This is a genomic window from Streptomyces sp. NPDC001544 (assembly GCF_042894285.1).
GTDB lineage: Bacteria > Actinomycetota > Actinomycetes > Streptomycetales > Streptomycetaceae > Streptomyces.
In genome coordinates this window covers 130,236-155,641 of the sequence record NZ_JBIAVN010000018.1, presented here as the reverse complement: position 1 = coordinate 155,641, position 25,406 = coordinate 130,236, and the positions used below count along the sequence as shown (strand labels likewise).

Below are 25,406 nucleotides of genomic sequence, written 5' to 3'. Positions count from 1 at the left end.
CGCGCCCTCCGGATCACGGTCGACCCGAGAAGGACACCAGGTGATGACCTCTGCCCTGCCCGCCGCCCGCGCGAAAAGCGACAGAACGGCGGCACTCGACGAATCGATCACCGCATGGGCGCTGGCCGCCCGAGGCGGTGACGCCGACGCGGTCGAGCGGTTCGTGCGCGCCCTCGACCGGGACGTCCGGCGTTATGTCGCCCACCTCTGCGGCGACCCCCAGGCCGTGGACGATCTGGCCCAGGACACGTTCCTGCGGGCGCTCGGCAGCCTGCACCGCTTCGAGGGGCGTTCCTCGGCCCGGTCCTGGCTGCTGTCCATCGCGCGCCGCGCGGTCGTCGACAGCCACCGGCACGCCGCCGCCCGGCCGCGCCGGGCGGACACCCCCGACTGGCAACTGGCCGTCGAGCTGGCCCAGCCGTGTGACCTGCCGGGCTTCGACGACGGCATCGTCCTGCTGGACCTGCTGACCGCGCTCCCCGACGACCGGCGCAAGGCGTTCGTCCTCACCCAGCTGCTCGGCCTGCCCTACGTGGAGGCCGCCGAGGTCAGCGACTGCCCGGTCGGCACGGTCCGCTCCCGAGTGGCCCGGGCTCGCGCCACCCTGATGGACCTGCTGGACGACTCGGAGGAACCCGCCGCCCTGGCGGCCTGATCATCCGGCCGGCCCGTCCCGCGGGTGCCGCACCGAGCGACGTGCGGCACCCGCGGGGCCTGCATACGCTGAGGGCGTGAAGCGCGTCGTCGTCGATCGCTCGGCGGCCCCGAGATCGCTCGTGCCGTAGGACGCCCATGCCGTAGGACGCCCACGCCGTAAGCCGCCGCGCCGTAGGACGCGCGCGCCGTGGGCCGTTTGCCACTGGGAACGGAGGGCATTCACCGACCATGGAGTCCCGACCCGTGCCGGTCCGGACCATCCTCACGGCGATCGGCCTGGTACTGGCCACCTACCTCGCGCTCGAGCTGGTGGTGCAGGTCCGGCGGGTACTGGTGTGGACCGTGATCGCGCTGTTCTTCGCCGTCACCCTCCACCCCGCGGTCGGCAAGGTCGAGCGGCGCCTGCCCCGCTGCCGCCGGGCGGTGGCGACCCTGCTGGTGTTCCTCGTCACGGCCGTCGTCCTCGCGGGACTGGTCGCCCTGTTCGTGACCCCGCTCGCCCAGGAGGCCGGCCGGCTGGCGGCCCGACTGCCCGGCCTGATCGAGGACGCCCGCGCCGGCCGCGGACCGATCGGGGACCTGCTCGAACGCACCCACGCCCTGAAGTACGTCCGGGAACACCGCGGGCAGATCCGCAACTTCGCCACCGGCCTCGGCACTCCCGCCCTGGCCTTCGTCCGCGGCGCCGCGACCACCGCGGCGGGCTCCCTCACGATCTTCGTACTGGCCTACCTCATGGCGCTGGAAGGGCCCAAGATCATCGACGGCACCCTCGCCCTGGTGGACGAGCCCCGTGCGGCCCGCATCCGCCGGGTGGGCGCCGCCTGCGCCCGGTCGGTCACCGGCTATCTCACCGGCAACCTGCTGATCAGCCTCATCTGCGGGCTGCTGACCTACGCCGCGCTACGCGTGGCCGGGGTGCCGTTCGCCGGCCTGATCGCCCTCTTCGTCGCGATCACCGACCTCATCCCCATGGTCGGCGCCACCCTCGGCGCCGTCGTCTCCGGGCTCGCCGCCTTCGTCCACTCGGTGCCGGCCGGCATCGGCATCGTCGTCTTCTCCATCGTCTACCAGCAGGTCGAGAACCATCTCCTGCAGCCGGTCATCCTGTCCCGCACGGTGCAGCTCAACCCGCTCACCGTGCTGCTGTCCATCCTGATCGCCGCCGAACTCGCCGGCATCCTCGGCGCCCTCCTCGCCATTCCCGTCGCCGGCATGATCAAAGTGGTCCTCAAGGACATCTGGGAGCACCGCGGCGGCCGTCCCCTGGAAGTGCCCATGCGCGGCGACGACACCGCGTCCGGCCGCGCCGCCCACAAGGAGTGAGGACCGGGTCGTGCCGGAGGTGCCCGTCCGGACGTGCCCCTCATGCGGATTCCGCCTGACACGACCAGGATTGTCCTCGGGATGTATTTCTCTCGTGAAGGCGGAAGAACATGCCGACGTTCATCGCGTTGCTGAACTGGACCGACCAAGGGGTCCGGAACTACAAGGACACCGCGAAGCGCGCCGAGGCCTTCGGCGCGGCGGTGCAGAAGCTCGGTGCGGAGCTCGTGGACATCTACTGGACCGTCGGTGCCTACGACCTCGTCGCCGTCGTCGAGGCACCCGACGACGAGACCGCCACCGCGGCACTCCTGCAGCTCGGCGGTGTGGGCAACGTCCGCACCTCGACCCTGCGGGCCTTCGACCGGGAGGAAATGGAGGGCATCATCGCCAAGGCCGCCGGCTGACGGCCGCTCATGCTCCGGGCGCGCGGAAGTCCACCTGCCGGCGGGTGGCCTCGTCGATCTCGTCGACGCCGAGGAGGGGGGTGGCCCGCGTCTGGAGGCCTCCACTGGCCTTGACGGTGAGGCTGACAGCCGCCATGGACACCGCGTCGGGGAGGTCGATGATGAGCACGATGTCGTCCTGCCCGAAGGCGTAGTAGACGGCCTCGACCTTCCCGCCGAGACCGGTGACGACCTGCTCCACGGCGGCGCGGCGGCCACTCGCGCCTTCCCTGAGCAGCCCCTTGGTGCCCTCGGGCGTGTAGGTGGCCTGGATGAGGAACTTCGGCATGGGGACGCTCCCGCCCATCGCTGTCCGGTGTTCCGAATGGCCCTTCCCGCTCTCACCCCGGCCGCCACTCACCGCCCGCCTGGATTCACCCGTCCGGCCCGGAGACCGGACGCCGCTCACTCACGTGTGGCGGTCCCGCATCCGGCGTCGCCGTTCTCCCGCATCCGCGTGTCCATCGACTTGCTGCGGTCGTAGGGGTCGATCTCGGCGCCGTCTCCCGGGCTCGAGGTGGCGCGATCGGCGGCGAACTTGGGGGTGAGGTAGCCGGTGAACGTGTCGCAACCGCCGTTGGTGGTGTCCACCTTGTAGGAGACGAGCGAGAACGTCCCCGGCTCGGTGACGATCTTCCCCGGGTCGTCCCAGCTCATCACGACCTCGCGGCGCACGATGGTGCGCACGACCTCGTCGCTGCCCACCGCGGCGCGCACCACCGGATAGACGTAGGTGACATCCGTGGTCACTTCCAGCGCACCGCGCCGGCCTTCCCGGTACGTGACGCGTCCCCGGGTCTTGACCACGTCACCGACGAGCCGCACCTTCGCCTTCTCGAACCGGCTGAACAGCAGCAGGGGATCGTTCTTGCGGCTGGGTGTGCCGAACGCGGTCGCCAGGTAGTCCTGGACGTCCCGCTGATGCGGATTGATCAACGCGATCGCCTTCCGCGGCCGCTCCCCGCGCAGCACACCGCGATCCAGACTGGACTCGGCGAGGAAGTCCCGGGTCCGGTCGAGTGCCTGCGCGACCTGAGCCTTCGTCATCCAGCCGGTCGCCCGTGCCGCGGGCAGGCTGATGCCCGCCGTCCCGTCGGCCCATCGCGCCGCGGGAGAACCCCTGAACGGCTGGTCGAGTGTGGCCAGTTGGGTGGCCGCCTCGGTCGCCGGCGGCTTGTCCGGACGCTTCGACTCCGCGGCGAGCGGCGCGTTCCCGCCGTCCTCGCCCCCGACTCCGAACCAGCCGGCCACCCGCCCCGGCGCCAGTGCCGCGACCAGCAGTGCCACCGCGACCAGGACACCCGCCACGTACCAGCCCGTGCGCCGCGCCCGCCGGACCGGACGGTGAGTCCGCCACCCGTCCGTCGGGCCGGTCTCCTCCCGCAGTCGCCGCGCCACCGTCCGGGCCCTCGCGGACGGCTCCTTGGGCGCCCCCTCGATCCCGGCCTCGGCCTCCCTCAGGAAGCGCTCCCACTCCTCGTCCGGTATGGACGCCCCACCCTTGCCCATGCGCGCTGCCGCCCCTTCCCCACCTGACCCTCCCCAGGGCCGGCCGTTGTCCGTGCATCATCACACGGGGAAGGGGGGCGCGGCCGTGGCTCAGGCCTGTCGCAGACCCGGGAACAGCGCGCGGACGCGATCGAGGTCCGGGGCGACGAAGACCCCTTCGGCGGTGACGAGGTCCGTGCCGGGGGCCGCCCTGGCGGTGATCGAACCGCTCACGAAGACCTTGCGGTCGTCCGTGCCGGTGACGCGCGCGACGATCCGCAGCGGTGTCTCCAGCGGGACCGGGCGGTGATAGCCCATCCGCAGGGAGACCGTCAGCCCGGCGCCGACATGATCAGCCGGCGTGGCCTGAGCGCCACGAGCATCCGGGAGATGGCCAAGCACGCCAAGGCGCCGCTCGGTTCGACGTACCACTACTTCCCCGAGGGCAACCAGCAGTTGGCCACCGAAGCGGTCCGCTACACGGGTGAGTGGGTCGCCCGCACCCTGCGCAGGGAGCTGGAGGCGGGACCGGCCGAGGGGCTGCGGGCCTTTCTCGCGCTGTGGCGCACCATCGTCGTCGAGAGCGACTTCCACGCCGGTTGCCCCGTGCTGGCCGTGGCCATCGAGGAACCCCCGGCCGAGGAGATCCCGGCCGCCCTGGCCGCCGCCGAGGTGTTCGGCCAGTGGGAGAGCCTGCTGGCCGAGTCGCTGCGGACGCACGGCGCCGGCGCCGAGCAGGCCGAGCAGTTCGCGACGCTCGTCGTCGCGGCCGCCGAGGGCACGGTCGCCCTGTGCCGCGCCAAGCGGAGTACGCAGCCGCTCGACCGCACCGCCGAGCAGTTGCAGGCACTCATCGCCGGAGCGGTCGGGAGCTGACGCGAGGCCGGCGAGGTCCTCCTCGGTGACCGTGATCAGGCAACGGCGTCGCTCTGCACATCGCGCCGCACATCGCCCTGCGCATCGCGCTGTGAGACCGCCAGGAAGCCGACGAAGCCGATGATCGCGACCGTCCACGCGAGGGTGACGGGCCCCAGACCGAGGCCGAGCCCGCCACGGGTGTGGCCGACCGCCATCCAGTCGGCGAGGGAGGCGCCGAGCGGGCGGGTGATGACGTACGCGGTCCAGAAGGACGTCACCGCGTTCAGGGCACCGAAGCGGTGGGCCAGGGCGGGCACGCAGATGGCGGCCGCGAAGAGGACGACCGACCCCAGATAGCCGAAGCCGACCGTGGCGGTGAGGTCGCCCGCGGCCGTGCCGAGGGCGAAGGTGGCGAGGACGGCCGCCCAGTAGAACATCTCCCGGCGGCGGGTGCGGATGCTGTGGATGGACAGCGTCCCCTCGCTCACGTACCAGAGGACGAAGACCGCGGCCAGTACGACGAGGAAGGCCGGGGTCGACACGGCGTAGGGCACGCCGAGGCCGACGTGCAGCACGTCGGCGGCCATCGTGCCGAACACGCTGACCATGACGATGGCGGTCCAGTAGGCCCAGGCGACGTACCGGCGGAGCGTGAACTGCACGGCCAGGGAGGCCACGAGAGCGAGACCGCCGAGCGCGACCGCCGGCACCGGGCCGAGCAGACGGGCGAGCAGGTCCGACGCCGTCTCGCCCATGCCGGTGGTCAGCACCTTGATCATCCAGAAGTAGACGGTCACTTCCGGCACCTTGCTCGCCATCTGCCGTACGGAGACGAGGGGCCGGTCATCAAGGGCGTGCTTCGCGGTCATGATCCGCACGATGACACGGTGAACGCCGCGCGGCCCAGGCCCCTTTGCCATTGCTTTGGTGCTTCTGTGGCATCAGTTGCCGAAGTCGGCCCGAGCCTGAAAGCAACCTGAACAGCGCCGGGACGAGCCGCCCGTCCCCAGGCGGTCAGGAAGCTTTCAGGAAGTCGCTGGCACGGTCGGGCTCCATGACCCGCGAAATGGCCGAAACCCCCGAAGTCGCCCTGGCCGGCAGTGCCCCCGCGCGGCACGCCCGCCGCCCGTACTGGAACAAGGTGCCCGAGGTCACCGTCTACTTCTGGATCATCAAGGTGCTGTGCACCACGGTCGGCGAGACCGCGGCCGACCTGCTCAACGAGAAGGCAGGGCTGGGCCTGACCGGCGTGTCGGTGCTGATGAGCGTGCTGCTCGCCGTCGTCCTCGTCGTGCAGTTCAGGACGAGCACCTACCGGGCGGGCGTGTACTGGCTCGCCGTCGCCCTGATCAGTGTGGTCGGCACGCTGATCAGCGACAACCTCACCGACAACATGGGCGTCCCGCTGGAGACGACCACCACGGTCTTCGCGATCGTCCTCGCGGTCGTCTTCGTGGTCTGGTACCGGCGTGAGCGCACCCTGTCCATCCACAGCATCGACACCACGAGCCGGGAGACCTTCTACTGGCTCGCCGTGCTGTTCACCTTCGCCCTGGGAACGGCTGCAGGTGACCTGTTCTCCGAGCGCATGGACCTCGGCTACTGGCTCTCCGCGCTCCTGTTCGCACTCGCCATCGCGGCGGTGGCGGTGGCCCACTTCACCCTGGGGCTGGACGCCGTGGGGAGCTTCTGGATCGCCTACGTCCTCACCCGCCCCCTCGGCGCCTCGATCGGCGACTACCTCGCCCAGCCGGCGGGCGACGGCGGCCTGGGCTTCGGCACCGTCGTCACCAGCGTGCTGTTCCTGGCGGTCATCCTCGGCCTGGTGGTGTACCTGACGGTGACGCGCAAGGACGTGGCCGAGCCGGAGGGTGCCGCGGCCCTCTGACGGCCCTCTGACGCTCTGACCAGCGTCGAAGACGTTCAGGATGCGTTCAGGATCTGACTGGCAGAGTCAGTTGGCCATGGCCGTCGCTCACGGTCGGTTCATGTCACAGGGCGCCCGTTCCCCTCGGGGGGAACGGGCGCCCTGCCGTACCCCCCACGGAAACAGGAGTACCCAGCCTTGGAGAATCCGGAAATCGTCACCGATCTCGACGTCGCCAGTACGCACCGGTCGGCGCCGAGCGGAACGAAGTCGGTGATGAAGAAGCTGCCCGAGGTCACCCTGGCGTTCTGGATCATGAAGATCGCCGCGACCACCCTGGGAGAGACCGCGGGTGACCTGTTCGCGCAGACACTGAAGATCGGCTACTTCCTCACCACGATCGCCCTGTTCCTGGTCTTCGTGGTGACCCTGGTCGTCCAGCTCCGCTCCTCGCACTACAACCCGTTCTTCTACTGGACCGTGATCCTGTCGACCAGCATGGCCGGCACCACGATGTCCGACTTCATGAACCGCGACGCCAGCGCCAAGTTCCTGTCGAACGGCGCCAAGTCGCTCGGCTGGGGCCCGCAGGGACTGGGCCTGGGCTACCCGACCGGCGCCGCGATCCTGATCTCGATCCTGCTGGTCATCTTCGCGGTGTGGAAGGTGTCCGGGATGACGTTCCAGATCCGGGACATCGTCACCTTCCGCGGTGAGGCCCTGTTCTGGGCGGCGATCCTCGTCTCGAACACTCTCGGCACCTCCATGGGCGACTTCCTGTCCGACAGCTCCGGACTCGGCTACCTGGGGGGCGCGGCCCTGGTGACCGGCGTGCTGCTGGTGCTCCTCGCCCTGATGAAGGTGCCCGCGGTCCCCAACGTGCTGCTGTTCTGGATCGCCTTCGTCCTCACCCGCCCGCTCGGCGCCACCGCCGGCGACTTCCTCACCAAGCCGGTCGCCAAGGGCGGCCTGGACCTCGGCACCGCGGGCTCGTCCGCCGTCCTGCTCGCCGTCCTGTTCGGCCTGATGGCCTACGCCCAGGTGCGGGAACGCCGGACCACCGTCCCGCGGGCCGCCGCGGAGGAGACGGTCACCCGGCAGGCAGGCTGACCGTGAACCGGGCCCCTGGCGTGTGCCCGGGGTCGTACGACACATCACCGCCGACGGCGCGGGCCAGGCGTCGCGCGAGTGGCAGCCCGAGGCCCGCGCCGTCGTGTCCGTCGTCCGGTTCGGCCCGCCGGCCCGGCTGGAACAGCTCGCCGGTGAACGACTTGGGCACCCCGGGCCCGTCGTCGACGACGTCGATCAGCACGGCGCCCGACCCGCGCCGCGCCGACACGGTCACACGGGAGCGGGCGTAGCGGGCGGCGTTGGCGAGCAGGGGGCTGACGATGCGTTCGAGGAGCGCGGGGGCGACCCCCGCCTCCAGCACCGGGGCCCCGGCCTCCACGCGGGCCCTCACCCGGTCCGCCGCGTCGACGTGCCGGACCAGGCGGCTCAGCACGGGGACGATGTCGGTCGTCCCGGGGGCCGTGGGCGCGTTCAGGGCGTTCTCGCGGGCGTCGTCCAGGAGCGTGTCGCATATCGTGCGCATGGACTGGGCGGCGTCGGCGATCGTCTCGTGGGTGGCGCGGGTCTCGGCGGCCGTCCGGGGGCGGGCACGCCACCAGTCGAGTTCCATGATGATCCGGGTGAGCGGGGTGCGCAGTTCGTGGGACAGCTCACCGGTCAGTTGCTGCTCGTGGCGCAGCACGGTGCGGATGCGGTCCAGAAGCGCGTCCAGTGACGCCCCCAGGCGGGCCAGTTCGGCCGGGTGCTCGGCCGCGCCGAAGCGGTCGTCGGAGCCCACGGCGCTCCACTGGGTGGCCTGGTCGGTCATCGTCCGCACGGGGCGAAGCGCCCGGCCGACGGCCAGCCGGGTCAGCGCGTAGGTGCAGGCGAGCATGATCGCGTCCAGGACCAGTGACCCCAGCAGCAGGGTGTCGGCCGAACTGCGGTAGGGGCCGAGGTCCAGGGCGGTGACGACCGTCGCGGTGGCACGGGGGCCGGGCACGGGCCGGGAACACAGCCGGACGGGCCGCAGACCGTGGGGGCGGACGGTCTCGCAGACCGGCGCGCGCTGTACGGCCAGCCGGTCGACGGCTGGGGTCAACGGGCTGTCGGCCATGGTCGACGGAGGCTTCTCGAGCAGTCGCCGTCCGGCGTAGATCCACACGTTGGCGTCGAGGAGGCGGTCGTTGACGGTCTCCAGGACGCGCACCCGGGGGCCGCTGGTGTCGACGGTCGTGGCCACGGCGGCGGCCCGGCTGCGCAGTTCGTCGTCCGCCTGGTGCTGCAGGTGACGGTCCATCACGGCGTTGAACACCACGGTCAGGACGGTCATCAGCAGAGCGGCGGTGGTCAGTGCCACGAGAGACAGCCGGCCGCGCAGCGTGCGGGGCGCCAGGCGGCGCAGGGCACGGTCGGGATTCATGACAGGTGGTGTCCGACCCCGCGGGCCGTACGGAGCGTCAGCGTGCTGCCCGCCTCGCGCAGCTTGCGGCGCAGCCGGGTCAGATACTGGTCCAGCGTGTTGTCACTCACCTGTGCGCCCTCGGGCCAGCCGGCCCGGACCAGCTCTCGACGGCGTACGGTGCTGCCGGCCGCGGCGACGAGCGTGGCGAGCAGCCGGAACTCCGTCGGGGTCAGGGCGACGCGCACACCGTGCACGGTGACGCTGTGCCCGACCGCGTCCAGGACCAGGTCCCCGGTGGTGGCCGCCGGGGCCGGTGCGGTCCGTCTGAGGGCCGCGCGCAGCCGGGCGGCGAGCTCGGCGAGGTGGAAGGGCTTGGGCAGGTAGTCGTCGCCGCCGGCGGAGAAGCCGGACAGCCGGTCGGTGAGCTGGTGCCGTGCGGTCAGGAAGAGCACGGGGGCGAGGAATCCGTTGGCCCGCATCGCCTGGCAGACGTCCCGCCCGTCGGCGTCGGGCAGCCCGACGTCCAGGACGGCCGCCGCGACGTCGGCGGTGGCCAGCCGCAGGGCGGTCGCGCCGTCGGAGGCGAGGACGGAGTCGTACCCTTCGTCGTCCAGGCCGCGGCGCAGCACGTCCCGCAGTGCGTGATCGTCCTCGACGACCAGGATCTTGTGGCGCATGGCTCTCCAACGGCTCTTCCGGATTCGATCACCCGCGCTCCTCCCGCGCCCCGGCAGCCCGGCGGGAACGCAGAACCTCGGCCGCCAGAGGGAGCACCGAAACGACGACGATCAAGGCGACCAGCGGCAGCAGGTAATGGTCCACGTTCGGGATCGAGGAACCCAGTGCATACCCCGCCAGGGTGAGGCCGACGCTCCACACCAGACCGCCGGCCACCTGCCACACGGTGAAGGTCCGCACCGGCACGCCCAGCGCGCCCGCCAGCGGATTGAGCACCGTCCGCACCACCGGCACGAAGCGGGCCAGCACCACCGCCTTGGCGTACCCGTACCGCTCCAGCAGCTCCTCGGCCCGCCGCGCTCCTTCCCGCAGCCGCTGCGAGCGGTTGCGGGCGAGCAGGGCCCCGCCGGCCTTCCGGCCGATGAGATAGCCGCACTGCGCGCCGGCCAGCGCGCCGGTGGCCGCCGCGAGAAGCAGCGGCCCCAGGGTGAACTGCACGGTCCGGTCGGCCGTACCGGTGCACAGCAGGCCCGCGGTGAACAGCAGTGAGTCCCCGGGGAGGAAGAAGCCGACCAGCAGCCCCGTCTCGGCGAACATCACCACGCCGACGCCCAGGACGCCGAAAGCGGCCAGCAGCGACCGCGCGTCCAGCAGGTTGACGGCCGACTGCGAGGCGAGGAGCAGCGGTGTGGTCATCGGCCTGGAGCCTCCCTTCGAATGACTACAGTCGTGTAGACGTTCCGTTCACTGTAGACGAGCGGTGGGCGGGGAACGTTCCCGCCGACGATGAAGCCGTCACAAGTGATATGAATGCGTAAAAATGCAAATAACCAAGAGCATTCAATTGCATTTTCGGACTCGACCGCCTGTGTGTGCCTCTGGATTGGTATTTTTCCGACAGGGAGGGTGGATGGGTGGGAGTGAAATGACCGCGTCTTCGGAGGGCGATACCGATCCCGGAGGCCGAGTCGACGGAAGCGGCGGCCGTGTCTCGGCATGGGTGCAGGATCATACGCCGCTGGCCATTGCCATCGCGGGACTGCTGTCCGCCCTCTTCACGCTGCTCGCCGCCAACCCGGCGATCACCAAAGCCATCGGCTTCGGAGAGGACGCGAAAGAAGCGTCCTACCCTCAGAAAGTGACGGCAGAGGTGGTGACACCCGCCGACGGTGAGATCTCGCAGGACCCGACCTTGGCCGTCTCGGGGAGGTACGACGGCGCTCTGCAGGGAAGATCTATCTGGGCTTTCGTGAGGAACGTGAAAGACGACACGCTGTGGCCGTCGCACGAGCCCTGTTCTGTCGCCAAAGAAGGGCAGTGGAGCTGCAGGATCACCCCACTGCCCGATGTCTCCGAGCTCCAGTTGCGCCTGGTGGATTCTCGCGGCGTGAATGAGATCCTGCAATGGGTCGTCGAAGAAAACGCCGGCAGTGCCCCGGCCTTGAGCAAGGTAAACGGTTCTGAACTCCTGGCCCAGAAAACCTTGTCCCGGCAGGGTGCGCGAGGCGGTGCCGCAGCGGCGAGCGGTGAAGACCGGCCGGGCTGAGGACATGTACGTGCCTCCCGCCGAGGAGCCGGCGCCGATGTCCTTCGCCGAACTGAACGAGCTGGCCCACGACCGGATGAGGCATCTGATCCTCACCTACGACAAGAGCAAGGCAGCCGACCTCGACGACGACATGAAGAGCTCCGCTTGGGCGCCGAAGGCATGGGACGCGCTGCTGGCGCTGGATTCCTACGGCGCCTGCAGCGCGGGCGGCGAAAGGTTCGGCGGGACCTTCCGGGACTTCTGCGAGGCCGCCCCCCACGGTATGCGCACCTATCCGGTGACCCGTGTGGCCATGGTGGAGTCCGACTCCGTGCGCAACGACAAGAAGTTCCGGCAGCACAGAATGTTCTCCGTGCCACCGGAAGTCGACGCCTCGCGCAAGGTGTTCATGGAAGCGCACATAAAGATCGACAACAAGGGGCGGATCGCGCCGCGCATACACTTCTACGACGACACGTCCGGCGCCACCGGTAAAGTGATCGTCGGCTATATCGGGCCGCACCTGCCGAACACCCGAACGAACTGACCCCGTGGGCACCAGGCGCGCAATTCCCGCGTCGGCCTCACGGACGCCGTGGCACGTCCGCGCCGGGAGGATCACCCGTTCGTCCGTCGTGCCGCCACAGCGACACGCTGAGCGCGACGAACCGGACGAAGCCGAGGAAGCGGCCGATCGGGATGAACACCGAGCCGCCGGCCGCAACGAGCGAGCTCACCGCCTTCCGGACCTGGGCCCTGGCGAACCCCCAGGGCTTCCGGCTCATCTACGGCGACCCCGTCCCCGGATACCGCGCCCCCGAAGGCGGCCCCGCCCCGGATGCCGCACGCCGGGTCTGTACCGGGCTCACCGCACTCGCGACAGCCGCATGGCCGCACGCCCGGCACCGTTACGAGGACAGCGCATTCGACTGGTCCGACTTCGACCCGGGGCTCCTCGAGAAGGTGCGCCCCGCCTTCCCCGACGTGCCGCCCGCAGCGGTCGCCCTCGCCCTGCGTATCCGGGGACACCTGCACGGCCTGGTCTCACTGGAGGTCTACGGCCACATGCACTCCCAGACCACCAGCCCGGACAAGCTCTTCCAGGAGGAACTCGCCCAGCTCGTACAAACGCTGGGCGTCCCGCGCCAGAGCTGAACCCACTACGGAACCGGTCCTGCCCCGCCGTGCGCACGGGACAGGACCTACGGAGGCCTACGGAGGCCTACGGAGGCGTCATTTCTTGCCGCTGTCGACGATGACCGGCGTGCCGCCCGAGTCCGTACCGCACGGCACCGCGTACACCGGGTTGGCCTTCGCTGCTTCCTTGTAGGCATCGAGGCACTGGTTGTACAGCACCTTGTCACTCAGCGACCGTTCGATGATCTTGTTGGCGCGGGCGATGCCCTCCGCCTCGATCCGCTTGCGCTCCGCCTGCGCTTTGGCCGTACGCGCCGCCTCGGTGGCCCGCTCGGTGGCCTGCTCCTGCTGGATCTTCTTGTCGATCTGGTCCTGCAGCTTCTCCGACGGCCTCACATTGCGCAGGTTGACGGAGGTGACGTCGATGCCGCGCGGTGCCAGGCGCTTCCTGACCAGGTCGGCGATCTCCGACCCGATCTGCTCGCGGGCGGACGCGTAACCTTCCTCGCTGGTGTGCTTCGCGAAGACGTTGCGGATGATCTCGCGGCTGTCCGGCACCACCAGCCGTTCCTGGACGGCTTCCTCGCTGCCCGCGAGCCGGTACAGCGCGACCGCCTTGGCCGGCACCACGGCCCACTTGATGGTGACGTCCGCGTAGAGCACGCCGCCCTGCGAGGAGCGGACCTCGACCACGTCCTTGTCGTTGAGGTCGAGGTCCACCGGGCGGGTGGAGAAGGACGTGACGTCGGTGAACGGTGACTTGAAGTGGATACCCGAGGTCAGCGGCGTTCCGATCCTGCCGAAGGTCACCGGCACGCCGACCTCGTAGGCGCTCACGACATGGACACAGGCGAAGGCGGCTGCCAGCACGCCCGCCACGGCGCTGAGCGCCGCCCCGAGCTTCCAGCGGCCCGCGGCGGTGCGGCCGCGGCCGACGAGAAGGAGCACCACCGCGGCTATGAACAGCAGGATGGACAGCACGAACACAGGAATCCCCCTCCGGAAACGATTCCGCGCCCCCCGGGCGCGGCCCGGCGCATCGTAGCGATCCGAGGTGTCGGGCTGTACACATCCCGGATCCAGGGCCAACAGGGCTCCTGTGCCGGTGGGTTGGGACCTCGGGCACCTCCGCCGACGGCGGGGGAGCCCTGCGCGTCGAAGCTCAGTGATCCGCAGGCCTCAATGATCCGCGGCGCTTGGCCGCCTCCAGCCGCATCCGCTCCCGCAACTGCGTGCCCGGATGGGCGTCAGCTCCCCTCCCCCCTTGCACGTACTGCGCACGGTCGTACCCTGAAAAAACACCGTGGTTTTCTTTTCCGGCGGCCACTGTTCAGGCTGCCGCTGCGGTCCGGGGAAGTGTTGCGCGCAAGCAATATTGTCGATCTAGTCGGCCGGATCAGACCGTTGAGCAAGGCCAGTCAAATCCGCCACGGTCAAGGTGGGTGATCACTTGACTCTGTTCCGGCACCGGCTCCCATAGCAGTCCGTGCAAGCGCGTGGACCCTGTCCATTCAGTTCAGCGCGCCTGCATCGACAACTCTCATTATGCAAGGGACCCAGCTAATGGGAAACTCTCACGAAGTCCTTACCGCTGACCCGGCCGGCGATCTGATCACGCAGGCCAAATGCGAGCAACGCTTCGCCGAGGTGCTGGCGGATATCCTGGGCACCGGGCAGGTGTCGGTTGACAGCAACTTCTTCGATGACCTCGGTGCCGATTCGATGCTGATGGCCCGTTTTTGTGCGCGGGTGCGCAAGCAGGCTGACCTGCCGTCGGTGTCGATGCCGGACGTGTACAAGCATCCGACGGTTCGAAGGCTTGCGGCCGCCCTCGCCGACGATGTCTCGGCCGTTGCTCCGGCCGGCAATGGGATCGCTTTGGCCACGTGTGAGCAGCGTTTCGCGGAGGTGCTGGCCGATGTCGTGGGTGACGGGCAGGTGTCGGTTGACAGCAACTTCTTCGATGACCTCGGTGCCGATTCGATGCTGATGGCCCGTTTTTGTGCGCGGGTGCGCAAGCAGGCCGATCTGCCGTCGGTGTCGATGCCGGACGTGTACAAGCATCCGACGGTTCGAAGGCTTGCAGCCGCCCTCGCCGACGATGTCTCGGCCGTTGCTCCGGTCGGCAATGGGATCGCTTTGGCCACGTGTGAGCAGCGTTTCGCGGAGGTGCTGGCCGATGTCGTGGGTGACGGGCAGGTGTCGGTTGACAGCAACTTCTTCGATGACCTCGGTGCCGATTCGATGTTGATGGCCCGTTTTTGTGCGCGGGTGCGCAAGCAGGCCGATCTGCCGTCGGTGTCGATGCCGGACGTGTACAAGCATCCGACGGTTCGAAGGCTTGCAGCCGCTCTCACCAAAACCGACACCCAAGCCAGGCCCGTCGCGCAGCCGGCACCTCCGCCGACTCCCGGTGAGCCGCCGAGGCGGGCGCGCAATGGTGAGTACGTCCTCTGCGGGGCCTTGCAGCTCCTGTTCCTCCTCGGCTACCCCGCCCTTACGGTGATCGTCGCGGTGAAGGGCTACGAATGGGTCTCGGCCGGCCCGGCCCCGCTCGACATCTACCTGCGGGCGGTCGCGTACGGCGCCGCGATGTTCCTCGGTCTCTGCGCCCTCCCGATCCTGCTCAAGTGGCTGCTCATCGGCCGGTGGAAGCAGCAGCAGATCCGTGTCTGGAGCATGGCGTACTTCCGCTTCTGGCTCGTCAAGACCCTGGTCCAGCGGAACCCGATGGCGCTGTTCGTCGGTTCACCGCTCTACATGCTCTACCTGAGGGCACTGGGCGCAAAGGTCGGGCGCGGCGCCGTCATCTTCTCCAGGAACGTGCCCGTGTGCACCGACCTGCTCAGCATCGGCGACGGCGCGGTGATCCGGAAGGATTCGTTCTTCAACGGCTACCGGGCCTATGACGGCATCATCCAGACGGGCGCGGTCAGCCTCGGCAAGGACGCGCTCGTCGGCGAGATGACGGTGCTCGACATCTGTACCTCGCTGGGTGACGGGTCCCAACTGGGGCACTCCTCCTCGCTGCACGCCGGACAGACCGTGCCCGACGGGGAGCACTGGCGCGGCTCCCCCGCGCAGCGGACCGACGCCGACCGCCAGCGGATCCCCACGATGGACGTCAGCACCCGGCGACGGGTCCTCTTCGCGACCGTGCAGCTGATGAACCTGCTTCTGGTGGGCACGCCGCTGGCGTTCGTCATCGCCGTCCTCGCGCTCAGGAACATCCCGCAGCTCGTCACGCTGTCGGCCGCGGGGCCGGTCTCCTTCACGAGCTGGGCGTTCTACCGCGACGACGCGCTGGTCGTATCCGCCGTGCCCTTCTTCGGCGCCGTACTCGTCGGCCTCGTGTTCGTGGGAACCTTCCCGCGCGTGCTGAACCGATTCATCAAGCCGGACAAGGTCTACCCGCTGTACGGATTCCACTACTGGGTCCACCGCGCGATCGCCCGCACGAGCAACAGCAAGTTCTACCTCAACCTCTTCGGTGGCACCTCCTACGTCATCCACTACCTGCGTTGGCTGGGCTACGACCTTCGCGGGGTGCGGCAGACCGGTTCGAACTTCGGCGAAATGGTCAAGCACGACACTCCGTTCCTCAGCGCGGTCGGCAGCGGAACGATGGTCGCGGACGGGCTGTCCATCATCAATGCCGATTTCTCGAACACGTCGTTCCGGCTGTCCCGCGTGTCGATCGGGGCGGAGAACTTCCTTGGGAACCTGATCGCCTATACCGCGCACGGCAGGACGGGCGACAACTGTCTCCTCGCGACGAAGGTCATGGTCCCCGTCGAGGGACAGGTGCGGGAAGGCGTGGGCCTGCTGGGCGCGCCCAGCTTCGAGATCCCGCGGTCGGTCAGGCGTGACAAGCATCTCGACGTGGCGAGCAAGGACGAGGTGCGCCGGCGCCTGCGGGCCAAGAACGTCTACAACACCATGAGCATGGCGCTGTTCCTGCTGACGCGCTGGCTCCTCATCTTCCTCGTCACCGTGTTCTACCTGGCCGCCCTCGACCTCTGGGCCTCCCTGGGCGCGTTCGCGTTCGCACTGGCCACCACAGGGATCTTCGTCTTCACCGTCGTCTACAACGTCCTGGTCGACCGGATGATCATCCCATTGCAGGCCTTGCGGCCGCAGGGCTGCTCGATCTACGACCGCGCCTTCTGGCGGCACGAACGCTTCTGGAAGGTGACCACCATCGGCTATGCCTTCCTCTTCAACGGCACCCCGCTCAAGAACGTGATCTGGCGGATGCTGGGTGTGCGGATCGGCCACCGGGTCTTCGACGACGGCCTCCGCGTGCCCGAGCGGACGTTCACCACCATCGGGGACGACTGCACCTTCAATGTGGACACCGTCATCCAGTGCCACTCGCAGGAGGACGGAGGATTCAAGTCGGACCACATCGTGATCGGCGCCGGCTGCACGCTCGGTGTCGGCACACTCGTCCACTACGGCGTGACGATGGGCGACGGCGCGGTGCTCGCCACCGGATCCTTCCTCATGAAGGGCGAGGAAATGCCACCGCACGCCCTGTGGGGCGGGAACCCGGCCAAGAGGATGCGGGAGCAGCAGCCGGCTGACCTTCAGGTGCGCAGGGCCGGCCTCGACGACCGCGCCGCCGTGCTCGCCCGCGACGACTGACACGAGACGGCACCGGGCGTGCCGTGTGTCACCGCATCGGTGGCTCCTTCCCGAGTGGACATCGAGGAAGCAAGGAGAAACGAGATGTCGGCCTCTTCCCAGGCGGCGCTGCTCGCGGTGGACCTGCAACCCGGCAAACCGCCGATCCTGCACACCAGGCCTCCCGGCGACGCGGCGCGCTGGGCAGCCGAGCACCGCGTGGCGTTGCGCACGGTGGTAGCCGAGCACGGATCGGTCCTGGTCCGCGGCCTCGGGCCGCACGACACGGCCGAGACCGTCGCCGTCTTCCAGCAACTTGCCCGCACCGGCCTGATGACCGAGAGAGAGGCCTTCGCCTCCCGGCGGACCTACGCGGAGGGGGTGTACTCCTCCTCGAAGTGGCCGCCGAACCAGCCGATGTGCATGCACCACGAACTGAGCTACCGGCTCGAGTTCCCCGGCCTGATGCTCTTCTCGTGCCTGTCCGCGCCCACCAGGGGCGGGGAGACCGGTGTGGCGGACTCGACGGCCGTGCTCGACGCGGTGCCCGGTGACCTCGTCGAACGGTTCGAGCGGGAGGGCTGGATTCTCGTCCGTAACTACAACGAGGAGATCGGCACGTCGGTCGCCGAGGCGTTCGGCACCGAGGACCGTGGCGCGGTCGAGGAATACTGCCACGCCAACGCCATCGAGTTCGAGTGGCGACCCGATGGAGGGCTGTGCACCCGGCAGCGCCGCAGCGCGGTGGTGCGGCACCCGGTCACCGGGCGGCGCTGCTGGTTCAACCAGATCGCCTTCCTCAACGAGTGGACGCTCGACCCCGAGGTGCACGAGTTCCTGGTCGACACCTACGGCGCCGAGGGGCTGCCGTTCACCACCCGCTTCGGGGGCGGCGACCCGATAGGCGAGGACGTCGTGCGGCTGCTCAACGAGGTGTACAAGGCCAAGACCCGGTGGGAGCCCTGGCAGGCGGGCGATCTGATGCTCGTCGACAACATCCGCAGTGCACACAGCAGGGAGCCCTTCACCGGACCGCGTGAAGTCCTGGTCGGGATGGCCGACCCGGTGCGCCTGGCCGACTGCTCGCCGACCGTCGAGGTGAACGGACCGGCGAGGTGAACGCCGGATGACCACGTCCCTCGTGCGACCGTTCCCGGGCATCTCCGGTGCCCGGGGCCGCCGCGCGAGACCCCGCGTGCAGTGCCCGGGCGATCCCGGCCCCGCGCTCGGAGACGAGCCGGCGCAGGGCAGAGCGCCGGGATGCGCCGGCTGCCAGGCGAAAGCGGCAGAAAGGAATCCGCCGAAATGATCATCGGATTGCCGGACCTCGTTGCGAGGTCCGCCCAGCGCAACCCCGGCGCGCCCGCTCTGACCGCACGGACGACCACGATCTCCTACGCCGATCTGCACGAGCGGACGGAGCGCGCGGCCGCCGGCCTGCGCGACCTCGGCCTCGACGGTGGCGAGCGCGTCGCGGTCTACCTCGACAAGAGGATCGAGACCGTCGTGGCGCTGTTCGCCTGCTCGCGGGCCGGTGGCGTGTTCGTCCCGGTGAATCCCGTGCTGCGGGCCGGGCAAGTGAGGCACATCATCGACGACTGCGCCGTGCGGGTACTGGTGACCTCCCCGGACCGGCTGCGGACCCTGCGCGCCGAGCTCGCCGCCTGCAAGTCACTCTCCCACGTCCTCGTGCTGGGCGACTCGCCCGTGCAGGGCGAGGAAGCCCCTTACCGCGTGCTCCCCTGGTCGAAGGTCGCCGAGCCCGCGTGCCAGGCCGTGTGCCCTCCGACGGGCGCCGTCGACACCGATGTGGCCGCGATCCTCTACACGTCGGGGAGCACCGGGGCCCCGAAGGGCGTCGTGCTGTCGCACCGCAACCTCGTCGTCGGCGCGGAGAGCGTCAGCACGTACCTGAACAACACGGCAGAGGACCGAATCCTGGCCGTTCTCCCGCTGAGCTTCGACGCCGGACTGAGCCAACTGACGACCGGCTTCTGCGTCGGCGCCCATGTGGTGCTCGCCAACTACCTGCTGCCGGGGGACGTCGTCCGGCTGTGCGCCGAGCACCGCATCACCGGGATGGTCGGCGTACCGCCGCTGTGGATCCAGCTCGCGGCCCAGACGTGGCCGTCCGAGGCCGTGGCGGAGGTGCGCTACTTCGCGAACACCGGGGGGCGACTCCCGCGCGTCACTCTGCAACAACTGCGAGCGATCTTCCCGACCGCAACGCCCTACCTGATGTACGGCCTCACAGAGGCGTTCCGCTCCACCTACCTCGATCCCCGTGAGGTCGACCGGCGGCCCGATTCCATCGGCAAGGCCATCCCGAACGCCGAGATCCTCGTGGTCCGGGAGGACGGCGGCCTGTGCGGTCCGGGGGAGCCGGGTGAGCTGGTGCACCGGGGTCCGCTGGTCGCCCTGGGCTATTGGAACGACGCGGAGCGCACCGCCGAGCGGTTCCGGCCGCCGCCGAACCGTCCGGTCGAGCTGTGCGCGCCCGAGCTGGCGGTCTGGTCCGGCGATGTCGTCGTCAGCGACGAGGAGGGCTTCCTGTACTTCGTCGGACGGCGTGACGACATGATCAAGACATCGGGATACCGGGTCAGCCCGCAGGAGATCGAGGAAGTGGCGTACGAGACCGGCCTGGTCCACGACGCCGTCGCGCTCGGCCTCGAGGACGAGGCACTCGGCCAACGGATCGTCCTCGTGGTGACACCCGGCGATCCCGCCGGCTTCGACCCGGCCGCGGTGACCGCACACCTGCGGCAGGAACTGCCCGGTTACATGGTGCCCGCCGAGGTGGTGGTCCTCGGTGTCCTGCCCCGATCGCCGAACGGCAAGTTCGACCGGGCATTCCTTGGCCACGAGCTCACCGCCTCCCGCCCTCAGGAGCCCGCATGACCGAGAGGCGCCTCCGCGCACCCCACGATCAGCCGGTCCGCGATCGCCGACGGCAGTGCTCGCTGAGCGCGCCGGTGCCACCCCGTTCTTCACCTACCGATGAGGAGAAGCCGTTGACTCGCTCGCCAGAGATCTCGCAGGCGATTTTCGAGGATGTCAAGGCCGTCGTGGTGGTCACGCTGGACATCGCGGACCGGGCCGACGACCTCGGGCCGGAGACGGCACTGTACGGCAACCTTCCCGAGCTCGACTCGCTCACCGTCGTCAAGCTCATCGTCGCACTGCAGAAACGGTTCGGGATCGAGATCGGGATCGGGATCGTCGGTGACACCTTCGACACCCTCGGGCGGCTGGCGGCCTTCGTGGAGTCCAAGGTGCGCTGAGAACCGCTCCGCGGGGTCGAGTACGCCGAATGTGGAACGGCGGTTCGGTCTCCTGGGAGGTTGAACCCGTACCCTTCGTGGTGTCCTACGGCGTCACATAGCGGGCGCCAAACACTGGAGGTACCACCTCGTGCTGATTGCTCAGCGTCCGTCCCTGACCGAAGAGGTCGTCGACGAGTTCCGCTCCCGGTTCGTGATCGAGCCGCTGGAGCCGGGCTTCGGCTACACCCTCGGCAACTCCCTCCGCCGCACGCTCCTCTCCTCGATCCCGGGTGCGGCGGTCACGTCCATCCGTATCGACGGTGTCCTGCACGAGTTCACCACCGTGCCGGGCGTCAAGGAGGACGTCACCGACCTGATCCTCAACATCAAGCAGCTGGTCGTCTCCTCGGAGCACGACGAGCCGGTCGTGATGTACCTGCGCAAGCAGGGCCCGGGTCTGGTCACCGCCGCCGACATCGCGCCCCCGGCCGGTGTCGAGGTGCACAACCCCGACCTGGTCCTCGCCACGCTCAACGGCAAGGGCAAGCTGGAGATGGAACTCACGGTCGAGCGTGGCCGCGGTTACGTCTCCGCCGTGCAGAACAAGCAGGTGGGTCAGGAGATCGGCCGTGTCCCGGTCGACTCGATCTACTCGCCGGTGCTGAAGGTCACGTACAAGGTCGAGGCCACGCGTGTCGAGCAGCGCACCGACTTCGACAAGCTGATCGTCGACGTCGAGACCAAGCAGGCGATGCGTCCGCGTGACGCCATGGCGTCGGCCGGTAAGACCCTGGTCGAGCTGTTCGGTCTCGCCCGCGAGCTGAACATCGACGCCGAGGGCATCGACATGGGTCCGTCCCCGACGGACGCCGCCCTCGCCGCCGATCTGGCGCTGCCGATCGAGGAGCTGGAGCTCACCGTCCGTTCGTACAACTGCCTCAAGCGCGAGGGCGTCCATTCCGTGGGTGAGCTCTTGGCGCGCTCCGAGGCCGACCTGCTCGACATCCGCAACTTCGGTGCGAAGTCCATCGACGAGGTCAAGGCGAAGCTGGCCGGCATGGGCCTGGCCCTCAAGGACAGCCCGCCCGGATTCGACCCGACCGCCGCCGCCTTCGACGCGGATGACAACGCGGACGCCGGGTTCGTGGAGACCGAGCAGTACTGAACGCTGCGCGGGGTTGCGGGGTTGCAGGGGAGCCGGGATGGCAGAGCAGTCGGCGATGAACACCGCCCGACTGCACCCGGCTCACCGGCGGAACGCCTCCGGCGGCGCGGCATGCGGACAGGGCCGCTGCGTGAGCCGTTACTCCGGGGCGTCTGCAGGGGGTTGTAGGTCGGCGGCGGTTGCTGGGGCGGCTGTATCCGGTTGCCATACAGCTGCTGCGGCTGCCACAGCGTCAAGGGCACGGGCGAGGTTGGCACGGGCGGTGCGCGTGTCGGGGTGCTCGTCGCCCAGCAGCCGCTCCAGGTCGGCCACCACTTGCTCCAGCAGCTCGATCGCCTCGCCGATCCGACCCGCCTGCCAGTAGGAGGAGGCGAGGTTGCCGCGCGCGGTGAGGGTGGAGGGGTGCTCGTCGCCCAGCAGCCGTTCCCGGTCGGTCACCACCCGCTCCAGCAGCTCGATCGCCTCGCTGATTCGACCCGCCTGCTGGTAGGAGGTGGCGAGGTTGGCACGGGCGGTGAGGGTGGAGGGGTGCTCGTCGCCCAGCAGCCGTTCCCGGTCGGTCACCACCCGCTTCAGCAGCTCGATCGCCTCGTCGGTTCGACCCGCCTGCTGGTAGGAGGTGGCGAGGTTGGCACGGGCGGTGAGGGTGTCGGGGTGCTCGTCGCCCAGCAGCCGCTCCAGGCCGGCCACCGCCCCCTTCAGCAGCTCGATCGCCTCGTCGATCCGACCCGCGTGCCAGTAGGAGGTGGCGAGGTTGGCACGGGCGGTGAGGCTGTCGGGGTGTTCCCCGCCGTGCAGGCGCTCCCGGTCGGTCACCGCTTGCTCCAGCAGCTCGATCGCCTCGCCGGTCCGACCCGCCTGCCGGTAGGAGGTGGCGAGGTTGGCACGGGCGGTGAGGGTGTCGGGGTGCTCGCCGCCCTGCAGCCGTTCCAGGTCGGCCACCAGCCCCTCCTCGATCGCGATAGCCTCGCCGGTCCGACCCGCGTGCCAGTAGGAGGAGGCGAGGTTGCCGCGCGCGGTGAGGGTGGAGGGGTGCTCGTCGCCCTGCAACCGTTCCCGGTCTGCCACCACCCGCTCCAGCAGCTCGATCGCCTCGTCGGTCCGACCCGCCTGCCGGTAGGAGGTGGCGAGGTTGGCACGGGCGGTGAGGGTGGAGGGGTGTTCGCCGCCCTGCAGCCGCTCCAGGTCGGCCGCCACCCCCTCCTCGATCGCGATAGCCTCGCCGGTCCGACCTGCCTGCCGGTAGGAGGTGGCGAGGTTGGCACGGGCGGTGAGTGTGTCGGGGTGTTCGCCGCCCTGCAGTCGCTCCAGGTCTGCCACCACCCGCTCCAGCAGCTCGATCGCCTCGCCGGTCCGACCCGCTTGCCAGTAGGAGGAGGCGAGGTTGCCGCGCGCGGTGAGGGTGTAGGGGTGCTCGCCGCCCTGCAGCCGTTCCCGGTCCGCCACTACCCCCTCCTCGATCGCGATAGCCTCGCCGGTCCGACCCGCCTGCCGGTAGGAGCCGGCGAGGTTGGCACGGGCGGTGAGGGTGTCGGGGTGCTCGCCGCCGTGCAGTCGCTCCCGGTCGGCCACCACTTGCTCCAGCAGCTCGATCGCCTCGCGGGTGTGACCCGCCTGCTGGTACGAGGCGGCGAGATTGGCGCGCGCGGTGAGGGTGTCGGGGTGCTCGCCGCCGTGCAGCCGCTCCAGGTCGGCCACCACTCGCTCCAGCAGCTCGACCGCCTCGCCGGTCCGACCCGCGTGCCAGTAGGAGTTGGCGAGGTTGGCGCGCGCGGTGAGCGTGTCGGGGTGCTGGCCGCCCAGCAGCCGCTCGCTCTTCGTCGTCATGGACTGCCAGTAGGCGGTGGCGGAGGCGGCCAGCCCGGCGTTGATAAGGCTGTTGCCCGCGCGGTAGAGGACCGGGTGCCCGTCCGGGCTCCAGAGGCAGTCGTTGGTGTGGTCGGAGAGCGCACTGGTGTTGGCACGTAGGACGGCGGCGTGCTCGGCGTGGTGCTGGTCGAGGTCGGGCCAGAGCTTGAGGATGCCGTCGGCCGCCGCGGTCGCGAGGGCCGGTATTTCGTCGGCAGGGATGGTTTCGCGGGTGGCGCGGGCGGTGAGGGCGTGGATGCTGACAGCGCGGGGTTCGGCCCGGGTGTCGCAGGTAAGTAGTGCGTAGCGGTGCAGAAGGCGGAGGGCCGAGTGCGCCTGCTCGGCTGTGGCCGGCGCGTGTGACGTGGAGGGGTCCCCGTGTGGGGCTGGGGTGTGGTGGGCGGTGAGGTGGTCAAGGAGGGCGGGGGTGTTCCACAAGGCGTGGGGGTGGCCGGCGGGGTCGAGAAGGGCGGTCAGGCGCAGGGCTGTGGTGGCCAGGCCGGTGGTGTCGTTGGCCTGTACAGCGTCGAGGGAGAGCAGGAGGGCGGCGGTGACCTGCGTGGGCTGTTTCGGCTTGTGGTAGCCCTCCGTGTCCGCGGTCGGCGGCATGAGCTCCTCAAGCAGGGCATGCCGATCGTTGTACCGGTTGAGGTACTGGGTGGAGGTGAGCTCTTCGTTGATCATATGGGCGGCGGCCATGCTCAGGCCGAGGGGATGGTGCCCCAGGGCGTGGGTGAGCTGCGTGGCGTGGTCGCCGAGAAGGTGGCCCATTTCCTCGACATCGAGGCGTTGGCGCAGGTAGGTGTCGGATTCGGCGGGCGTGTACACGTCGATGTCGATGCGGATGCGGCCGTTGCCGGTCAGGGAGGCGTCCCTGCTGCGCGTGGTGGCCAGCACACGGCCGCTGCCGGTCTGGCTGGCGGGCCACAGGGGTTGGATGCTGTGCGGATCGGTGATGTCGTCCAGAACGACGAGCCATCGACGGTGCGTGGTGCGCAGCCAGTCCAGCAGCAGGCGGGCGTCCGCTTCCGGGTCCTCGCCGCCGGCGCCGGGCAGCTCCAGGCCGACGGCGGTCTGCGCGTACCGGGTGATCACCTGTTGCACGTCGGCGGCGGCCACCCACAGGACCAGGTAGGTGCGATTTTTGACGGCGTTCATGGCGTAGGCGGCGGCGAGTTGGGTCTTTCCGACCCCGCCCCCGCCGGACAGCACGCGCGGCCGTTCCTGCGTCAGCACGACCGACCGGTTGTCAGACCACGCCGCGTCGATCCGGTCCCGCAGAACGCTGCGGGGTTGGAACGCCGTCGCCAGCGGGGGGATCGGCACGGGCACCACCGGCCGTGTCCCGACGTCTTCGCCCCGCTCCGTGTCCGCCTGGGCGGCGGTGACCTCCTCCAGGGACACGGTGGTGCCGGGATGGCCGTGCCTGGTGACCAGGTCGGCGAAGCCGGGCAGGCTGAGCGCTTCATGGACGGGTGCGGCCTGCAGGCGACGACCGCCCATCGGCCGGTTGTCCTCCACCGCCACTCCGACCAGCCGGTCACGGCAGAAGATCGCTGTCCCCGACGCGCCCGCCCACGGGCGTTCGCCGCCGTGTTCGAGGTTCGGCCATACCCGGCAGTCCAGGACCCAGTCGGACGACGACGTGGACACCACCGGCAGTTCGCCCCGCAGGTGCTCGACGTCCCCGCGGGCGGCTTCGTCAGCGAAGGCGGGGAAACCGGCTCCTTCGAACGGCAGCGGAACGCCCCCTCCGGGCCGCCCCCACCTCACCGGACCACCCTCCACAGGGACAGGCTCCTCCAGCCACAACAGCGCCATGTCCAAAGCGTCCTTGGCCGGAACACCCTCAAGCGGATCCGGCCAGCACACCTCGGCCTGCCGATGCACGACACCACCGAAACGAGGATGCCCCACCCGCGCCTGCACCCGCAGCGCCCACCGCCGGCCGGACAGCACCACATGCAGAGCCGTCAGCACGAGTTGTGGCCCGATCAGATAGCCGGAGCCAAAACCCTTCGGATCCCCGGTACGCACCCACACGAGGCGCCGTGCGTCCAT

General features: G+C 69.7%; 23 protein-coding genes. 14 read left to right on the top strand and 9 right to left on the bottom strand.

What is annotated here, in order from left to right; translation table 11 throughout:
• Window positions 1-40 precede the first annotated feature (40 nt).
• The 3 genes from ACFY0F_RS32990 (at window position 41) to ACFY0F_RS32980 (ending at window position 2,390) form a co-directional block, all read left to right on the top strand.
• Complete coding sequence (locus tag ACFY0F_RS32990) at window positions 41-655, top strand: sigma-70 family RNA polymerase sigma factor (RefSeq protein WP_388802629.1); 615 nt, start codon at window positions 41-43, stop codon at window positions 653-655.
• Between the two features lie 230 nt (window positions 656-885).
• On the top strand, window positions 886-1,983 hold the full coding sequence (locus ACFY0F_RS32985) for an AI-2E family transporter (protein ID WP_388802626.1): 1,098 nt from the start codon (window positions 886-888) through the stop codon (window positions 1,981-1,983).
• 110 nt (window positions 1,984-2,093) lie between these two features.
• Window positions 2,094-2,390, top strand: a complete 297-nt coding sequence (locus ACFY0F_RS32980) for a GYD domain-containing protein (protein WP_388802623.1) — start codon at window positions 2,094-2,096, stop codon at window positions 2,388-2,390.
• 7 nt (window positions 2,391-2,397) lie between these two features.
• On the opposite strand, the gene ACFY0F_RS32975 is transcribed toward ACFY0F_RS32980, so the two are convergent.
• The 3 genes from ACFY0F_RS32975 to ACFY0F_RS32965 all read right to left on the bottom strand — a co-directional run bounded on the left by ACFY0F_RS32975 (window position 2,398) and on the right by ACFY0F_RS32965 (window position 4,235).
• On the bottom strand, window positions 2,398-2,718 hold the full coding sequence (locus tag ACFY0F_RS32975) for a GYD domain-containing protein (RefSeq protein ID WP_388802620.1): 321 nt from the start codon (window positions 2,716-2,718) through the stop codon (window positions 2,398-2,400).
• Between the two features lie 116 nt (window positions 2,719-2,834).
• Complete coding sequence (locus ACFY0F_RS32970; RefSeq protein ID WP_388802617.1) at window positions 2,835-3,938, bottom strand: hypothetical protein; 1,104 nt, start codon at window positions 3,936-3,938, stop codon at window positions 2,835-2,837.
• Window positions 3,939-4,028: 90 nt separating this feature from the next.
• Window positions 4,029-4,235 (bottom strand): hypothetical protein, encoded by a 207-nt coding sequence (locus ACFY0F_RS32965; protein WP_388802614.1) that lies wholly within the window; start codon window positions 4,233-4,235, stop codon window positions 4,029-4,031.
• Between the two features lie 72 nt (window positions 4,236-4,307).
• Between ACFY0F_RS32965 and ACFY0F_RS32960 the strand changes: the two genes are divergently transcribed.
• Window positions 4,308-4,793: a TetR family transcriptional regulator C-terminal domain-containing protein gene (locus ACFY0F_RS32960; protein ID WP_388802611.1), complete on the top strand. Its 486-nt coding sequence runs from the start codon at window positions 4,308-4,310 to the stop codon at window positions 4,791-4,793.
• A gap of 35 nt (window positions 4,794-4,828) precedes the next feature.
• Here the strand turns inward: ACFY0F_RS32960 and ACFY0F_RS32955 are convergent, their stop codons facing one another.
• Complete coding sequence (locus ACFY0F_RS32955) at window positions 4,829-5,644, bottom strand: hypothetical protein (RefSeq protein ID WP_388802608.1); 816 nt, start codon at window positions 5,642-5,644, stop codon at window positions 4,829-4,831.
• Window positions 5,645-5,829: 185 nt separating this feature from the next.
• Here ACFY0F_RS32955 and ACFY0F_RS32950 point away from each other — a divergent pair, with 185 nt between their 5' ends.
• Together ACFY0F_RS32950 and ACFY0F_RS32945 are read left to right on the top strand one after the other, a co-directional pair.
• Complete coding sequence (locus ACFY0F_RS32950; RefSeq protein ID WP_388802605.1) at window positions 5,830-6,663, top strand: hypothetical protein; 834 nt, start codon at window positions 5,830-5,832, stop codon at window positions 6,661-6,663.
• A gap of 177 nt (window positions 6,664-6,840) precedes the next feature.
• Window positions 6,841-7,752 (top strand): hypothetical protein, encoded by a 912-nt coding sequence (locus ACFY0F_RS32945; protein WP_388802602.1) that lies wholly within the window; start codon window positions 6,841-6,843, stop codon window positions 7,750-7,752.
• Here ACFY0F_RS32945 and ACFY0F_RS32940 read toward each other — a convergent pair.
• The 3 genes from ACFY0F_RS32940 to ACFY0F_RS32930 are packed head-to-tail and all read right to left on the bottom strand — an operon-like array spanning window position 7,733 to window position 10,471.
• Window positions 7,733-9,115 (bottom strand): sensor histidine kinase, encoded by a 1,383-nt coding sequence (locus ACFY0F_RS32940; RefSeq protein ID WP_388802600.1) that lies wholly within the window; start codon window positions 9,113-9,115, stop codon window positions 7,733-7,735. The two genes, ACFY0F_RS32945 and ACFY0F_RS32940, sit on opposite strands and share 20 nt — an antisense overlap.
• On the bottom strand, window positions 9,112-9,774 hold the full coding sequence (locus ACFY0F_RS32935; RefSeq protein ID WP_388802597.1) for a response regulator transcription factor: 663 nt from the start codon (window positions 9,772-9,774) through the stop codon (window positions 9,112-9,114). Before ACFY0F_RS32935 ends, ACFY0F_RS32940 begins: the two co-directional genes overlap by 4 nt.
• A gap of 28 nt (window positions 9,775-9,802) precedes the next feature.
• A complete protein-coding gene (locus tag ACFY0F_RS32930; RefSeq protein WP_388802594.1) occupies window positions 9,803-10,471 on the bottom strand; it encodes a DedA family protein in 669 nt (222 codons plus the stop codon).
• 229 nt (window positions 10,472-10,700) lie between these two features.
• On the opposite strand from ACFY0F_RS32930, the gene ACFY0F_RS32925 reads away from it, so the two are divergent.
• The 3 genes from ACFY0F_RS32925 (at window position 10,701) to ACFY0F_RS32915 (ending at window position 12,458) form a co-directional block, all read left to right on the top strand.
• On the top strand, window positions 10,701-11,321 hold the full coding sequence (locus tag ACFY0F_RS32925; RefSeq protein ID WP_388802591.1) for a hypothetical protein: 621 nt from the start codon (window positions 10,701-10,703) through the stop codon (window positions 11,319-11,321).
• Window positions 11,322-11,358: 37 nt separating this feature from the next.
• A complete protein-coding gene (locus tag ACFY0F_RS32920; protein ID WP_388802588.1) occupies window positions 11,359-11,850 on the top strand; it encodes a hypothetical protein in 492 nt (163 codons plus the stop codon).
• A 152-nt stretch (window positions 11,851-12,002) separates the two neighbouring features.
• Window positions 12,003-12,458, top strand: a complete 456-nt coding sequence (locus tag ACFY0F_RS32915; protein WP_388802586.1) for a TetR-like C-terminal domain-containing protein — start codon at window positions 12,003-12,005, stop codon at window positions 12,456-12,458.
• Between the two features lie 78 nt (window positions 12,459-12,536).
• Here ACFY0F_RS32915 and ACFY0F_RS32910 read toward each other — a convergent pair whose 3' ends face one another.
• Entirely contained in the window at window positions 12,537-13,421 is an 885-nt protein-coding gene (locus tag ACFY0F_RS32910; protein WP_388802583.1) for a prohibitin family protein, read from the bottom strand.
• A gap of 582 nt (window positions 13,422-14,003) precedes the next feature.
• Here ACFY0F_RS32910 and ACFY0F_RS32905 point away from each other — a divergent pair.
• The 5 genes from ACFY0F_RS32905 to ACFY0F_RS32885 all read left to right on the top strand — a co-directional run bounded on the left by ACFY0F_RS32905 (window position 14,004) and on the right by ACFY0F_RS32885 (window position 21,497).
• A complete protein-coding gene (locus ACFY0F_RS32905; RefSeq protein ID WP_388802580.1) occupies window positions 14,004-17,087 on the top strand; it encodes a Pls/PosA family non-ribosomal peptide synthetase in 3,084 nt (1,027 codons plus the stop codon).
• An 84-nt stretch (window positions 17,088-17,171) separates the two neighbouring features.
• A complete protein-coding gene (locus tag ACFY0F_RS32900; protein ID WP_388802577.1) occupies window positions 17,172-18,185 on the top strand; it encodes a TauD/TfdA family dioxygenase in 1,014 nt (337 codons plus the stop codon).
• Between the two features lie 186 nt (window positions 18,186-18,371).
• Window positions 18,372-19,967: an acyl-CoA ligase (AMP-forming), exosortase A system-associated gene (locus ACFY0F_RS32895; protein WP_388802574.1), complete on the top strand. Its 1,596-nt coding sequence runs from the start codon at window positions 18,372-18,374 to the stop codon at window positions 19,965-19,967.
• 113 nt (window positions 19,968-20,080) lie between these two features.
• Entirely contained in the window at window positions 20,081-20,350 is a 270-nt protein-coding gene (locus ACFY0F_RS32890) for an acyl carrier protein (RefSeq protein ID WP_388802572.1), read from the top strand.
• Window positions 20,351-20,480: 130 nt separating this feature from the next.
• Window positions 20,481-21,497: a DNA-directed RNA polymerase subunit alpha gene (locus ACFY0F_RS32885; RefSeq protein ID WP_388802569.1), complete on the top strand. Its 1,017-nt coding sequence runs from the start codon at window positions 20,481-20,483 to the stop codon at window positions 21,495-21,497.
• A 138-nt stretch (window positions 21,498-21,635) separates the two neighbouring features.
• On the opposite strand, the gene fxsT is transcribed toward ACFY0F_RS32885, so the two are convergent.
• On the bottom strand, window positions 21,636-25,406 hold the full coding sequence (fxsT, locus tag ACFY0F_RS32880) for an FxSxx-COOH system tetratricopeptide repeat protein (protein ID WP_388802566.1): 3,771 nt from the start codon (window positions 25,404-25,406) through the stop codon (window positions 21,636-21,638).

Coding starts and splice junctions, on each gene's coding strand:
- ACFY0F_RS32950 (WP_388802605.1), top strand. CDS start 5,830: ATGACCCGCGAAATGGCCGAAACCCCCGAAGTCGCCCTGGCCGGCAGT.
- ACFY0F_RS32975 (WP_388802620.1), bottom strand. CDS start 2,718: ATGCCGAAGTTCCTCATCCAGGCCACCTACACGCCCGAGGGCACCAAG.
- ACFY0F_RS32965 (WP_388802614.1), bottom strand. CDS start 4,235: ATGGGCTATCACCGCCCGGTCCCGCTGGAGACACCGCTGCGGATCGTC.
- ACFY0F_RS32900 (WP_388802577.1), top strand. CDS start 17,172: ATGTCGGCCTCTTCCCAGGCGGCGCTGCTCGCGGTGGACCTGCAACCC.
- ACFY0F_RS32940 (WP_388802600.1), bottom strand. CDS start 9,115: ATGAATCCCGACCGTGCCCTGCGCCGCCTGGCGCCCCGCACGCTGCGC.
- ACFY0F_RS32915 (WP_388802586.1), top strand. CDS start 12,003: ATGAACACCGAGCCGCCGGCCGCAACGAGCGAGCTCACCGCCTTCCGG.
- ACFY0F_RS32920 (WP_388802588.1), top strand. CDS start 11,359: ATGTCCTTCGCCGAACTGAACGAGCTGGCCCACGACCGGATGAGGCAT.
- ACFY0F_RS32895 (WP_388802574.1), top strand. CDS start 18,372: ATGATCATCGGATTGCCGGACCTCGTTGCGAGGTCCGCCCAGCGCAAC.
- ACFY0F_RS32960 (WP_388802611.1), top strand. CDS start 4,308: ATGGCCAAGCACGCCAAGGCGCCGCTCGGTTCGACGTACCACTACTTC.
- ACFY0F_RS32970 (WP_388802617.1), bottom strand. CDS start 3,938: ATGGGCAAGGGTGGGGCGTCCATACCGGACGAGGAGTGGGAGCGCTTC.
- fxsT (WP_388802566.1), bottom strand. CDS start 25,406: ATGGACGCACGGCGCCTCGTGTGGGTGCGTACCGGGGATCCGAAGGGT.
- ACFY0F_RS32930 (WP_388802594.1), bottom strand. CDS start 10,471: ATGACCACACCGCTGCTCCTCGCCTCGCAGTCGGCCGTCAACCTGCTG.
- ACFY0F_RS32935 (WP_388802597.1), bottom strand. CDS start 9,774: ATGCGCCACAAGATCCTGGTCGTCGAGGACGATCACGCACTGCGGGAC.
- ACFY0F_RS32905 (WP_388802580.1), top strand. CDS start 14,004: ATGGGAAACTCTCACGAAGTCCTTACCGCTGACCCGGCCGGCGATCTG.
- ACFY0F_RS32955 (WP_388802608.1), bottom strand. CDS start 5,644: ATGACCGCGAAGCACGCCCTTGATGACCGGCCCCTCGTCTCCGTACGG.
- ACFY0F_RS32985 (WP_388802626.1), top strand. CDS start 886: ATGGAGTCCCGACCCGTGCCGGTCCGGACCATCCTCACGGCGATCGGC.
- ACFY0F_RS32980 (WP_388802623.1), top strand. CDS start 2,094: ATGCCGACGTTCATCGCGTTGCTGAACTGGACCGACCAAGGGGTCCGG.
- ACFY0F_RS32925 (WP_388802591.1), top strand. CDS start 10,701: ATGACCGCGTCTTCGGAGGGCGATACCGATCCCGGAGGCCGAGTCGAC.